Raw genomic sequence first — 13592 nt, 5'->3', positions numbered from 1 at the left:
TGCTACACTGAAAACGATGGGTCTACGTGTAGGCGAATTTCCTCGCGAATCTGCTCCGCGTCCAGCCACTCCGTGTTGTTGCTGGAATCGTACTGGAAGCCCAGCTCCACGCGGCGGCCGTTGAAATGCTTGATAAACGCATCCACGTCCCAGCGGGGGGTGAAGGGAAGAATTACGTAATACTTAGGTAGTTCTACGGTGCTGAGCGCATCGGTTTCCGTAATCATGGCTTCGTGGAGCTTCTCGCCGGGGCGAATACCCACGATTTCCTGGCGGCAATCGGGACCAATGGCTTTGGCTACTTCCGTGATTTTGTAGCTCGGAATCTTAGGCACGAAAATCTCACCGCCCCAGCTGTGCTCCAGTGCATACAACACCAGGTCCACACCTTCCTCCAGAGAGATATTGAAGCGCGTCATGTCGGGGTGGGTGATAGGCAGCACACCGGAGGAGCGGCGGTTCAGGAAGAACGGCACCACCGAGCCGCGGGAGCCAATTACATTTCCATAGCGCACCACTGAGAAGCGCAGATCACGGGCGCCCTTCATGTTGTTGGCGGCCACGAACAGCTTATCAGAGCACAGCTTCGTGGCGCCGTAGAGGTTGATGGGGGCCGCAGCTTTGTCGGTGCTCAAGGCTACTACGTCGGTCACGCCGCAGTCAAGGGCCGCATTAATCACGTTCTCGGCCCCGAAGATGTTGGTCTTGATGCACTCCATGGGGTTGTACTCGGCGGCGGGTACTTGCTTGAGAGCCGCGGCATGCACAATGATGTCGATGCCTTCACATGCGCGCTTCATGCGCTCCGCGTCGCGCACGTCGCCGATGAAGTAGCGGATGGCGGGGTATTTCTCGTGCGGGAACACCTGCGACATCTCGTACTGCTTGAGCTCATCGCGGGAGTACACTACCAGGCGCTTCACCTGCGGGTATTTTTCGAAAACAGTTTGCACAAACTGCTTGCCGAACGAACCGGTGCCACCGGTTACCAGAATAGACTTATGATTGAGGTCGAGAGCCATGCGATAGGAGGGAAGCCGGCCACTGGGCCGGTTTGGGTAAGGGCAGCAAAAGTAGGGATTCTGCAGTCAGTTACCAGTTCTGCGTTGCCGGTTGCCTGCTGTAGGTCTGTTGTTCGAGAACTAGTTGGGAGTAGTAGTTAGTTCTTCCTCCGTAGCTTTGATTATTGGTTGGAAGATGAATCGGGCCTGACACCTCCGTGTTGACTGAATATACAGGCTCTGCACAACCTGCAACGCGTAACACATGACACTGGCAACCGGCACCTCGCACTCCGCACCTAACGCTCCCATCAAAGTTATTATCTGGGATCTGGACGATACGTTTTGGCGCGGTACGCTCTCGGAAGGGGCCGTGGAGGCGCTAGAGGATAACCTGCAACTCGTGCGCGACACAGCGGCGCGGGGCATTGTACATACCATTGTCAGTAAAAACGACTTCGCCCCTGCTGAGGCCAAACTGGTGGAGCTGGGCATCCGCGACCTGTTCGTGTTTCCTCAGATAAGCTGGCAGCCCAAAGGTCCCATTATCAAGCAGCTGCTGGAGCAGATGCAGCTGCGGGCCTCCAATGCGCTGTTTCTGGATGACAACCCTATCAACCGGGCCGAAGCTCAATACTATAACCCCCAGCTTCAGGTAGCCGACCCCGCCGACCTTGCTGAATTAGCCCCTCTGTTGCGCGCTAGCGGTAAGCCCGATCCGGAATTCTCTCGCCTGGAGCAGTACAAGCTGCTGGAGCGCCAGCAGGAAGCACGCGCCGCGTACAACGATAACCTAGCTTTTCTGCGTGATGCGCAGGTGCGCATCGAGTTTCGGGAAGGTGCCGCCGTAGTGCCCGATTTAGGTCGTATTGAGGAGTTGATTAACCGCTCCAACCAGCTAAACTTTACTAAGCGTCGCGTCACGAAAGAAGAATTAGCCGCCAGCTTCGAAGATAGAACCCGGCGTTGGGGTACCGTGCGGGCCCGCGACCGGTTTGGCGATTATGGCTTAGTGGGTATTTACTGCTTGCATCTGCCAGAAAACCGCTTGGAGCAGCTCGTCTTTTCCTGCCGCATTCTGCATCTAGGTGTAGAGCAGTTCACTTATGCCCAACTCGGATTTCCGGTGCTGGAAGTGCAGGGCGATGTAGCCACCACCCTCAACCCAACAGACCGGCCCGACTGGATTACGGTAGAAACCGCCCCGGAGGCAACAGACAGACAGACCGCTCCTGCCATCACGAACTCTGGTACAACGTTGCGGGTGCTGCTGAAAGGAGGCTGCGACCTAGGCCAGTTGACACCTTTTCTGCAGGCATTCCAGCTGGAAGTAGAGGAGGAGTTTAACTACAACAACGAGAATCAGATTCCCGTCCATGTGGAGCACACCGCCCTGTTGCGAGCGGGCCAGGAGTGGCCTAGAGCGGAGCAACAGCGGTTAGCAGCATCCCTGCCTTTTCTAGGCCAGGAAGCTTTTGATACCAAGCTCTGGGATGCACACTACGATGTACTGGTGTATAGCCCGCTCATGGACTACACGCAGGAGTTGTACCGGGAAAAAGCCACTGGCCTAGAAGTGCCTTTCGGGGCATACCAAGACCTGACGTCCGTGGACCCGGTGGCACAGGCCGCGAAGTATGCACAACGCCGGTTCCGTGGGATGGACGAGGCATTTCTGCGCCGTTTTCAGCAGAAATTTGAATTTCAAGGCCAGATTTCGCCAGCCGATTTTCAGGAAAACCTACGATGGCTACGAGCTCAAGTACCAGCGCAAGTGCCTATCTACTTCTTAAACGGTACTGAAATAGAAGTGCCAGGCTCTGGAGAAACTGGGGCTGCCGCACGCCATGCCCTGATGAATCAGGCGCTGGAGGAGTTTGTGACGGAGGCAGAAAACTGCTACATCGTGAATGTGCGCAGCTTCATCAAAACGCCTGCTGACGTAACCAACAATCTGCGTCACTACCACCGCCAGCACTACCGCACCCTGGCCCAGCGCCTCGCCGAGGCCATCGGCCAGTGGCATGGCCACCAGTTGGAGCGGTCTGGCTGGGTTGATTTGAAAGCCCGGGCTGCCAGTCTTGTTCCCAGTAAGTTGCGCGGACTTTTCAAGTAAGATCAATCTAAAAGCGTCATTAGGAGAGCAATGACGTCTGACTAGGTCACCTTTGTATCAACGCTTCACCATCTCCGCCAGCCGAGCAGTTAGTGCGCGGCGGGAGTAGCGGACGTGGTTAAGGGCGGGCAGGTCCAGGTTGGGGTTGAGGCGCCACTGGCCTACGAGGCTCTCCAACTGGGCCAGCATGGCCGGATACCCATCGTAGGGAAGGGCGTGGCCGGCGCCGCATTCCTCCAGCAACGTGTCGGCATCGGAGCCGATGGGGCCCACGCACAGGATAGGTTTGTTGGCCGCCAGATACTCGAAGACTTTACCCGGAAGAATCCCGAAGTTATTGGCTACATCAGGAATGGCCATCAGCAGTACCGTGGAGCGCAACAGGTACTCTACTGATTTATCGTGCGGCACAAAGGGCACAAACTCGGTGTGATCTACCAGGCCGGCCTGCTCAATTTGCAGCTGTAGGCCACCTGAAACTTTTCCCACGAATCGCAGCCGTATCGGCACATCGGGGTGGCGGCGGCCACACTCGGCGCAGGCGGCCAGCAGTTGCTCAATGTGGTAGGTTTCGGAGATGGTGCCGGTGTGCGTAATCAGCAGCGCATCGGTGGGCGGCTGGCTGGGCGCGCGAAAATCTGCTTCATCGTAGCCGTTGGGTACCACCTGGATCTTATCTGCCATGAGCTTAGGCGACTTGCCCAGGAACAGGCGCTTGGTATTGGGGCTAGTGACCAGCACGGCATCGGCCTGCTCCAATACTTGGCGCTCGTAGCGAGCATCAAGCCAACGCGCCGGTGGGGTGTGGTTGAGCTCCTTGTAATAATAAATATCCGTCCAGGGGTCGCGCATATCGGCCAGCCAGCGCAGGCCGTAGCGGCGCTTCAACTCTAGGCCTATCAGTTGCGAGGAGTGGGGCGGGGAGCTGGTTAGCACGGCATCAAACTGCTCACCTTGGGCTAACAAATCGGCCACGGCGCGTAGGGCATAACTGTTCCAGCCCCGCCGTGCATCCGGAATAAATACGTTGCCGCGCACAAATTTGAACAGGCGCTGAATCAGGCTGGTTTTGCTTTCACCCACGAAGCCGCCAAAGGGAACTTGCTTGCCTGTCAGCTTCTTATAGCTGTCGAAAGGCTCAAAGGTATTGGTCCGGATGACGCGCACCCCCACCGGAATGTCTGCCTCCAGAGAGTGGTCTAGTACGGGGTAAGCACCCTGGGTAGGGTCTACGGTAATCACAGTGGGCTCTACACCAAACTGGGGCAGGTGCTTCACAAACTTCAAACTGCGCTGCACACCCGCCCCACCAGAGGGCGGCCAGTAATACGTAATGACAAGTAAACGAAGCGGACGGTTAGGCACGGACACTACTGCAAGTGGTAAGGGCGGCGAAGGTACGCAGCTATAGCCATTCCGGGGTTTTCTGGTTACTTTTGGAGGCTAAACCGTGTGGCTGCTTCGGCAACTGCCCTAGCGTTCCGTGATGCGGAGGTACAGAGTAGCTTTTCGCTAAGATGACTTCCCTCGCGGAACACAGAAGATAGTAAGAGAAAAATCAGCGCAAATCTGCGACTCCATGTTCGATAATCTAAGTACCAAACTTGACCGGGCCTTTAAAACCCTCAAAGGCCAAGGCAGCATCACCGAAATCAACGTTGCGGCTACCGTAAAGGAAATCCGTCGCGCCCTGGTAGATGCCGACGTTAACTACAAGGTAGCCAAAGAAGTAACCGACAAGATCAAGGACGAGGCCATGGGCCGCGACGTGCTCATCAGCGTGTCGCCGGGCCAGCTGATGACCAAAATCGTCTACGATGAGCTCACCGAGCTCATGGGCGGCGAGAAGCAGGACATCGTCATCAAAGGTGAGCCGGCCGTGGTACTGCTCTCGGGTCTGCAGGGTTCGGGTAAAACTACCTTCGCCGGTAAGCTGGCTAGCTACCTCAAGAAGCAGAACCGCTCGGTGCTGCTGGTGGCTTGCGACGTGTACCGCCCCGCCGCTATCGACCAGCTGAAGGTGCTAGGCGAGCAAGTGGGGGTAGAAGTGTACTCGGAGCCGGAGAACAAGAACCCGGTTCAGATTTCGCAGAACGCCATTGAGTACGCTCGCAAAAACAGCAAGCGCGTAGTTATCATCGACACCGCCGGCCGCCTAGCCGTGGATGAGCAGATGATGACCGAGATTGAGGCCGTAAAGCGCGCCATCAACCCCTCGGAAACCCTGTTCGTGGTGGACTCCATGACGGGTCAGGACGCCGTAAACACCGCCAAAACCTTCAACGACCGCCTGAACTTCGACGGCGTGGTGCTTACCAAGCTCGACGGTGACTCGCGCGGTGGTGCCGCCCTTTCCATTCGGGCTGTGGTAGAGAAGCCCATCAAGTTCATCTCGACGGGTGAGAAGATGGAGGCGCTGGATATGTTCTATCCAGACCGGATGGCCCAGCGAATTCTGGGCATGGGCGACGTGATTTCGCTGGTAGAACGCGCGCAGCAGCAGTTCGACGAGGAGGAAGCCAAGCGCATCAACCAGAAGATCCGCAAAAACCAGTTCAACTTCGACGACTTCCTGTCGCAGCTGGAGCAGATCAAGAAGATGGGTAACCTGAAGGATCTGGTAGGCATGATCCCCGGCATGGGCAAAGCCATGAAGGATATCGAAATCGACGACGATGCCTTCAAGCCAATCGAAGCCATCATCAAGAGCATGACGCCCAAGGAGCGCGCCCAGCCTGAGCTGTTGAACGGCTCGCGCCGCCGCCGCCTGGCCAAAGGCTCTGGCACTGATATTCAGCAGGTAAATAACCTGATGAAGCAATTCGAGGACATGCGCAAAGTGATGCGCACCATGAACAAAATGAGCCAGACCAAAGGCGGTATGCAGCAAATGGCCCGCATGATGGGCATGAAAGGCCCCATCCGCTAGACAAGAAAATACAGCAGGCCGCTTCTTAGAGTGGCCTACGCAAACCGGCCCGAATGCTAGTAGCATTCGGGCCGGTTTGGTTTTGGAAGGACAGTGAAAGGAGGCCTAGGGAGCCACCAGCACCCGCTGGGGCTTAGCCAGCGGCTGACCCGTAAAAGCATCTAACGACTGCAGATAATAGACGCCGGCCGGTAAGTGGCCTACAGCAACCTGAGTTTGGGCCTGAAACTGCTGTTGTGAAACAGTACGGCCATTTTGGTCTAGGAGCTTTAGGTGCACAATTTGCTGCGCATCAGGATAGGTAACTGTTAGAGAGCTACGCGCCGGAATGGGCGCAACAGTAAGCGCCATTAGCGGCTCTGCTTGCGCTGAAATCACTACCACCGACGAATAGGTGGAGGTACCATCTTGATTCAGTTGCCGAAGCCGGTAGTACGTTTCGCCCGCTGGGGCAGACAAGTCCTGATAACGGTAAGTAGAAGCCGTAGAGGAGGCACCCTGTCCCGCTACAAAGCCAATCTGTTGGAAGTCAGGCCTGGTAGCAGTGCGGCGCTCCACGGCAAAGCCGCGGTTGTGAAGCTCCGTTGCCGTTTGCCAAGTCAGCTGTACACCATCAGCTTTGCGTGCGCCAGTAAAACGTACTAGCTCTACCGGCAGGGGCCGACTGGGTTGAAGCTGCACTTGAAAGTCGGTGGCTTCGGTGAGAACTACGCGCAGCTGCTGGGTAGCGGCATCATACGCAAACTGGCTAACCCCTGGGCCGCTCAGCGCAAGTGGCGCTTCGGCTAGGCCAATGGTGAGGGTAGTGCCACGGCTTACATGGCCTGCGTATTGCCCGCTCCCTATTTTTTGCCAGCTGATTGTAGCCCGCCGAGAAGATGATAACACCGTGGTAAGACCGTCTTGTAGCAGTTTGCCTTCCTCCAAAAAGGCCTGCGCGAAGCCTCCATTAAGATCACGCGAGTAAAATGTCAGCAACGCATCGGAGCTAATGGAGTTAGCGGCTAGGCCACTTCTGGCAGCTAACGTGGTATCGGTCTGGGTAAAGGCAATATCTGTGAAGCGAGTATTGGTGCTGGTGAGGCCAGCGGTAGTAGGGGTGCTGGTGGTGGAAATGGCGGGCGGAGTGGTAGCGTACGGATACAAAGCCGCCAGAAACTGTGCCTGCGCTCCGGTACGCTGCACCAGCAGAGTAGTATGGTTTTCTGGGGTGTTGTAGGTTACCTCGTGCACGTTGGTGGCCTTGCTGTAAGTGGCTCCGCCGGCTGCCGTTACGTGCGCGAGCAGGCTAACCCCGTTCTTGTGCCAGGTGCCTTCGTGACGCGCTAGGTTGTCCTGGAAACTTCCAGTAGTGGGTGTGCCGCCCTCTAGGCCATAGCCGTGCAGCTGCCAGGTGTATATGTGGGTGGTGTTCGCCTGCACTACATCCGCCAGCAAATAATAAGAATTGCGGATGAAGAGTGCCTTGCGAGTAATGGAGGTGCCTTTATAGGCCGTTTGTACCTCGCCGTAGGCCAGTTGAGGCGTAGAGAAAGTATGCTGAATAGTGGCGGCGGCATCGTTGGCGGCCCCGGCGGTACCCATGGCGGGCCCGTCTCCATCAACTAGTAGCATGTTATGGTTACCAGCATTTCCCACTTCGGCGCGGCGGTTGTAGCTAAGATAACCGGGGTCTAACGCGAGCAATTGCCCATACGCGTGCAAGATAAAACTACCAGCATCGGCGTGGCTGTGCCCGCCAGAATTGGTTTGTGCCAGCCCATTCTTGCCGTATAAGTGCAGGTAGCTGGCTAAAGAATCAGAGCCCGAGCGAAAAACAAGATTGCCGCTCTGTGGAAGCGTCGTAAGCCTGGGTTGTTCTGGCTGCGCAGCAGAAAGCTGTGCCGCGAGGTAAGCGGCTCGCATATCCACGGGCACGTCGCGCAGTTGGGCAGTCAATGAGTTCATCTGCCGGCCATCGAGCTTGGTCAAGTGCAGGGGCCGCACGTAGTTGGCCTTACCCGTTAGAGCCAGTTCCGGCATGCCCATATCCATGTAAGAGTCTTCCAAGGCCGGGAAGCGCCCATCAGGCAGCAGAATAGCCGTTACCCAATCATACAGTCGGTCGTAGCGCGGGTCGAAGTAGGGGTTGCGGATGGTACGTGTGACGCCCCCGTACGTGTAGGCCAGTCCGCCGTCGGGCAGGAAGTTTCCCATGGCCCGAAAGAAGGGCAGGCAATTCAGAAAGGCATATTTGAAGTAGTATGGCCCCTCCGCATACCCAGCTACCGCCTGTGGGTCCGATTGCCGTTCGGCGTCCTGCCACAGCACGTTATCAATGGTGTACATAGCAACATTGATCCAGTTGGTGGGTTGTTGATTACTATCCGAGCTGCTGGCTTCATTTAGCACCACGGCAGCCATGCCTAGCGCGGCTGCCGTCATGAGGGTATGGTTATTCTTTACCTGCCCATAAAACGACACGCCTAAAAAAGGCTTATTCGACTGCAGGTACAGGTTGCCGGCGAATTGCTGCAGCCTCGTGCGGCTGGCTTGTAAAGAGGCTGCTGATTCGCCGGCTCCCCGCAGCAGGTCGTAGGCCACTAGATAGTCAATGAGCTCCTTCGAGCGCCATTGCCACTCCGTGTAGGTAGTGCCCGAGAAGCTCGCAAAAGGCTCCACCGTGGGGTTACTTTCTGCAAGTAGCGTCTTGATTCGAGTAACCAGCGCAGCCCGCTCAACGATGGGTAATTCCAGGAGCTGACCAGAGTTAGTCTTCCTGTTGGTAAGGACCACAAAGGCGGCATTTTTGGCATACGTAGCCCGGGCCCGCCGGCCGTCAGAAGATGAGTTATCGTGAGGGGCTTCTCCTGAAGTGCTAGTATACAGGCCGTTGAAAAGAGCAAACCGACTAGGCTCAGCCAATGACTCTCGCAATCCTGGCACAGCTGCTGCAGTTAACAACGTCCGCGGATACACTTTGTTAGCGCCCGCAGGGTTCCAACTACCTGTTTGGGCGAAGGAAACATGACTGAAAAAAGCTACTAGTATAGCGAGTAGTAGAAGTGCCTTTTGCAAAATGGAACTTTGAATAGTCCTATTAATAAGTGCTTGAAATTGCTTCCAAGGACTAGTCAAATAAGATGCCTGCTAAAAGAGTTTCATTGCCTATGAAGAAAAATAAGCCGCAAATTGAGTCAAAACGGGACAATCGTATTCTATTGCCAAAATAGAATACGATTGTCCCGTTACAGAATTGACCTATTAGATGAGCTGCGGTAAAATCTAATATTCGGTCTTGCTTTCGTGCTGCTCCCAAGCCCGGAAGCCAGCTGATGCCTCCTCGCGCAACAGTTCCATCATGGGAATCTGACGGTCGGGGAGAGGCTTTTCTAACTCTTCGTAAATGAATTGGTCATCAAAGCCAATAGCTGCGGCGTCCTGCTTGGTATTGCCGTAGAACACCCGCCGGGGACGGGCCCAATAGATGGCACCCAGGCACATGGGGCATGGCTCGCAGGAAGTGTATAGGTCGCAGTCGTCGAGCTGGAAAGTGCCGAGCGTAGCGCAAGCTTTCCGGATAGCATCAACTTCGGCGTGGCAGGTAGGGTCGTTGGTGCTGGTAACCTGATTGAAGCCCCGGGCAATAATTTCACCGTTCTTCACGATTACGGCACCAAATGGCCCACCAAAGCCGGCCTGCATCTTATCTATTGAAAGGCGAATTGCTTCGCGCATAAATTCTGGGTTGGGAGTTTCCATGGTGGATAATTGAGCGTGAGTAGTACGGCCCTTAGGGGCAAAAAACTGCGCAAAATACGACCTTATGAAGATGCCTCCTGAAAAGAGTCGTTCTCATTGACACAGATTGAGAGTAGGCTTTAAGATAAATAATCGTCTCAGCTGAAAACTATAGCCTAAATTCTATGTACTATTGATAGAGTAAAAGATGTTTCGGGTACCGGAGTTCTTGCAAAAGTTTTTTGACCACATGCAACCTTTGGGGCAAGAAACGTTTCTTATTCATGTAGACACTTGAAACTGTTTAAGTAGCTAGTTTTCTGAAGATCAGTTGTCATAATTGGCCTGATAGTTGATGAAGACAAAACGAAAGAATAGTTTTTTAGGTGTTTTGGTTGTGGAAAAGGGGGCGGCTCGTGGTCGCCCTTTTTTTATGCCCATCAGTTGGCTAGAATCGTAATAAATGCCGGTGTAAGGAATCTCCCGCCTGGGCGTTGGTCCGGATTGTTCCAGTTAAATGGTCCGGACGGACGGACGGTTCAGTGGTTCGGATAATTTATCATCCGGACCAAACCTAAAAGCAAAACGCCTCACCCAAGGTGGTCAAGTCAAGGCGTGAAGTAGGTATAGCCCTGTTAGTGCTTAAACATCAACTGCAACTGCAGGGCGAGTTCGCGGGGCCCTGAGCGGAATTGGTTTCCTTAACCCAGAAGGACGTAACCTTTACAAAGTGATCTTCCCGCTGGCTGAGGTATGCCAGATGTATGACACCCCGAGGCCCTACGGCCAGGACCTGCGCGAGGGCAAGACCTGTGAGCAGTACGTCCAGCACGTGTACCTGGATCAAGGCTTCGAGCAGGAGAGCCGCGAGGGCGTTGACTACCTGATCAACGCTAGAGGAGGGGGCTACTCTTAAGCTCTCAGTTGTCGCCAGGCGTTAAGTACTTTCATCCCGTCACTGGGTATGCCATGCGCTTGATACTCTGGCCGCAGATTATCCAAATTCATTATGAAGTAGAAGATGAAGAGGGAGAGCGCAATAACGTTGACAGCGGCAGTATGCGTAAGCCCTACCGAGTAGAAGGCAAAGATTGCCGCGAGTGACGCCCCACACAACGGCCCTGCTAGGCTGAAGATGATTTGCCTAATTGGGTGCCTACTAAAAGTGACGCCTGATGTGGTGACGTATGATAATAAGCTGTTTGGAGCTAAGTAAAAGTCGACACCAAATGCAGTAAACCGTGGCCTTACCGGATTTTTACGCAGATCTGTTGCGATCACTATCTGGTGAATAGTTAACCCCACCAGTCTACCGGCCAAGGCATGGCCTAGCTCATGGGCGAGTGCGTCGAGAAAGAAGCTCAAAGGAATGATGAATAGCAGTAAGAGTATATCGCCTAACATAGGTTGAATTTGATTGACAGACGCCAATAGGGGAGGAGGGCCTATTCTTCTTTGTTCTTCAGCTGCAGGGGCAGACCCAGCTGGCGGAGCCGGGTTTCGATAGCCAGGTGGGGCACGTCGTACTCGGTTTCCTTCACCCGGAACGAGTCTTGGTTGGTGAAAAACTAAGCCGAAAATAGGCAACTGAAGGAGCTAGCTACCAGCCCGCCAGTTGCTGGTTGTGGTGCTGGAAGGCGGAGCGCTTCGCCCAGAATTCCGCCGGGGTCGCGGCTTGTTCTCGTAGCAGCAGCGCTAGCTCATCTAGTAGCTGGTCGACCAGGTCTGGATCCGTAGCGGTAGTCAGGGACGCCTGCAGGCGCTCGATTTTGTCGTCCAGCAGGTCCTGGCAGGCCACGGTTTCGGAGGTGCGGATCATAAGCTACTTCATCTTAATAAGGGTCCGAGCAGGAGTAAGCGAGCACGGGTTCCTGAACAGATGGGCCCGGAGGGTCCATAAATAATGACCCGAGCAGCCAGGCCACATATTCTGGTGAGCTCGGGTCATTGTTTGGGGGGACATCGAGCGCTGGGTCCATCCGTACCCAAATCCCCGGTGCTACTTCAAAGCCTACCTCGCAGGCCAGCTCCTCGACGGGGGCTGGCACCTGGACGGGGGCAGCTGGCACTGCCTCCTCGCGGGCTTCGGTGGCGGCCGCTTTCTTCGCCTCTTTCTTCGCCTTTTTTTCCGGGGTTGTGCGGACCGTGGGCTGGAAACCGGTGGCCCGCAGCAGCTCCTCGTTCATAATCGCGCGCACCGGCTCCTGGTACTGCTGGGGCACACAGAGGCCGTCGTGTACGGGGAGCACGACCAGGTCCTGGTGGTGGCCGAGCTCGTCGTGAATCCGCCGGCAAATGGTTTGTAGAAAGACCTGGCTTTCTTCTTGCTGCAAGAGGACAGCCAGGTTGCGGAACTTGGTGACGCCTTTGACTTTGTAGCGAACGATTTCGAGCAAAGCCGCGTGCACGGTCGGAAACAAGTGGTTAAACGTCCCGCGATAAGGCGTGGCCTGGTGGTTTTTACTGTAGATGACGTGGGTGAAGAAATCGGTTTTGGCGTCGTTTATCGGCAAACCAGGGATTTCTTTTTGGATTAGGCCCGCCAGGTTCTGGTAGAAGCCCTCCGCCAGCACCAGGTCCCGAAAAGCATCTAAATCCGGACCTGCCTGGCCAGCTGCTCGCGTGGCGTAGAGTTGCTTGAGCAGGAAATACACCTGGCTGGCGGCTAAGTCCAGGTCCGCCCACACCATGGCCTGGCCATCGAGGGTCACGTGGTCACGGCTGCCCGTGAAATAGCGGTTGAAAAAGCTATGCAGGCGGCCGTTGGTGGCCGAGAAATGCCACTCCGGGGTATGGTTTGCCTTGTTGCGACGAAAAAGCTCCAGGCTGTCGCGGTAGGCCTGCGCAATCCGGGGCGTCATTCGGCGGTCCGTGCGCCGTTGCCGCACGCCCTTCACTTTCACCACGACATCCCGAAGGTAGGTCTGCTCCCGCTCCATCTGGTTGATCAATTCGTCGGTGTTGGGGGAGTAGTCGCACCGTTCCCAGCACGCCTTGAGCCATTGCAAATGGGGCTGCTGTTCGTCCACCACCATCACGCGCAGGCCTTTCGCCTGGTTCTTGGCTATCTGCCGCTTCAGCCGGTCCTGGGCGGCCCGCTCACGGTAGCGCAGGCCGTCCACGGCCACGAACTCGCTTTCCAGACCGTGGAAGGAATCCGCGAAGGTGTAAGCCTTGGAGTGAGGGTCCACCTGCCGGTTCGCGCAGCCGCTGGCTAAGTAGGAGTCCGATACCTCTAGTACTGACCACTCTTTCAGGTCTTCTACAACGTCGGTGTAACTGAAGCCTTTGTCTTTGCCGATATGCAGGCGTAGAATTTCGTTATGCAGGTGAATGGCGTCCAGGGTACCCGCCTTCTGCTGCTCCGACCACACCAGGTGGCATAGCAGCAAGTACTTGGCCAGGCGCTTGCCATGGTTGCCGGGCTTACCTTGGTAGCGGGCGTTGTACTGGTCCGTAATATAGCGCTGTAAACCAGCCGGCAACAGTAAAATGGTCGGCGGAAGCGCTTTCAACGCATCGCGCTGGCGTTTGCGGGCCTGGGCATTCGTTTGCGGCTGTTTCTTTTGCTCGTCGCTCTGCAGCACGCTACCCCACTTTTCGAGCGGGTTGAGCTTGAGGCTGGCTAAGTTGTTACGGCCGTACGCCATGATTTTGATTTTCGGATTGCTGAACCATCTTCAGCAGATGTACCACTCGCGTTCCAAACGAGCAATTTGGTTGGTGAAACGGTGGAACCCGAGGGAAGGAAACCAAAATCAAAACCTCCCCCCGGCCGCCCCCCGTGTTGGCGGGAGCACCCAAAGCACCGGTAAATACCGTGCAC

Annotated in this window: 10 protein-coding genes; 3 read left to right on the top strand and 7 right to left on the bottom strand. The window is 55.6% G+C overall.

Features of this window, described 5'->3' with window-relative positions; all coding sequences use genetic code 11:
• Window positions 1-2 precede the first annotated feature (2 nt).
• A complete protein-coding gene (gene pseB / locus EU557_RS13600; RefSeq protein ID WP_135530974.1) occupies window positions 3-1022 on the bottom strand; it encodes a UDP-N-acetylglucosamine 4,6-dehydratase (inverting) in 1020 nt (339 codons plus the stop codon).
• 244 nt (window positions 1023-1266) lie between these two features.
• Between pseB and EU557_RS13595 the strand changes: the two genes are divergently transcribed.
• On the top strand, window positions 1267-3117 hold the full coding sequence (locus EU557_RS13595; protein ID WP_135530973.1) for a hypothetical protein: 1851 nt from the start codon (window positions 1267-1269) through the stop codon (window positions 3115-3117).
• Window positions 3118-3174: 57 nt separating this feature from the next.
• Here EU557_RS13595 and EU557_RS13590 read toward each other — a convergent pair whose 3' ends face one another.
• Window positions 3175-4488: a glycosyltransferase family 4 protein gene (locus tag EU557_RS13590; protein WP_245326265.1), complete on the bottom strand. Its 1314-nt coding sequence runs from the start codon at window positions 4486-4488 to the stop codon at window positions 3175-3177.
• Between the two features lie 208 nt (window positions 4489-4696).
• On the opposite strand from EU557_RS13590, the gene ffh reads away from it, so the two are divergent.
• Window positions 4697-6046 (top strand): signal recognition particle protein, encoded by a 1350-nt coding sequence (gene ffh / locus EU557_RS13585; RefSeq protein WP_135530972.1) that lies wholly within the window; start codon window positions 4697-4699, stop codon window positions 6044-6046.
• Window positions 6047-6151: 105 nt separating this feature from the next.
• Here the strand turns inward: ffh and EU557_RS13580 are convergent, their stop codons facing one another.
• Entirely contained in the window at window positions 6152-8971 is a 2820-nt protein-coding gene (locus EU557_RS13580; protein ID WP_135530971.1) for a heparinase II/III domain-containing protein, read from the bottom strand.
• 339 nt (window positions 8972-9310) lie between these two features.
• Window positions 9311-9787, bottom strand: coding sequence for a nucleoside deaminase (locus EU557_RS13575; RefSeq protein WP_135530970.1), 477 nt, complete (start codon window positions 9785-9787; stop codon window positions 9311-9313).
• Between the two features lie 709 nt (window positions 9788-10496).
• Here EU557_RS13575 and EU557_RS13570 point away from each other — a divergent pair.
• Window positions 10497-10682, top strand: a complete 186-nt coding sequence (locus tag EU557_RS13570; RefSeq protein WP_135530969.1) for a hypothetical protein — start codon at window positions 10497-10499, stop codon at window positions 10680-10682.
• On the opposite strand, the gene EU557_RS13565 is transcribed toward EU557_RS13570, so the two are convergent.
• From EU557_RS13565 to EU557_RS13555, 3 genes are all read right to left on the bottom strand, one after another.
• Window positions 10679-11131 carry a M50 family metallopeptidase gene (locus EU557_RS13565; protein WP_167855198.1) on the bottom strand — a complete coding sequence of 151 codons (453 nt, stop codon included), beginning with the start codon at window positions 11129-11131 and terminating at the stop codon, window positions 10679-10681. The two genes, EU557_RS13570 and EU557_RS13565, sit on opposite strands and share 4 nt — an antisense overlap.
• A gap of 235 nt (window positions 11132-11366) precedes the next feature.
• A complete protein-coding gene (locus EU557_RS13560) occupies window positions 11367-11585 on the bottom strand; it encodes a hypothetical protein (protein WP_135530967.1) in 219 nt (72 codons plus the stop codon).
• A 13-nt stretch (window positions 11586-11598) separates the two neighbouring features.
• The gene (locus EU557_RS13555; protein ID WP_135530966.1) at window positions 11599-13416 is read right to left on the bottom strand and encodes a hypothetical protein; all 1818 of its coding nucleotides are present in this window, start codon (window positions 13414-13416) and stop codon (window positions 11599-11601) included.
• Window positions 13417-13592: the final 176 nt, after the last annotated feature.

It is taken from the genome of Hymenobacter wooponensis, from assembly GCF_004745865.1.
GTDB classification, from domain to species: Bacteria; Bacteroidota; Bacteroidia; order Cytophagales; family Hymenobacteraceae; genus Hymenobacter; species Hymenobacter wooponensis.
The sequence above is the reverse complement of the archived record's forward strand: the minus strand, read 5'-3'. Positions and strand labels throughout refer to the sequence as shown.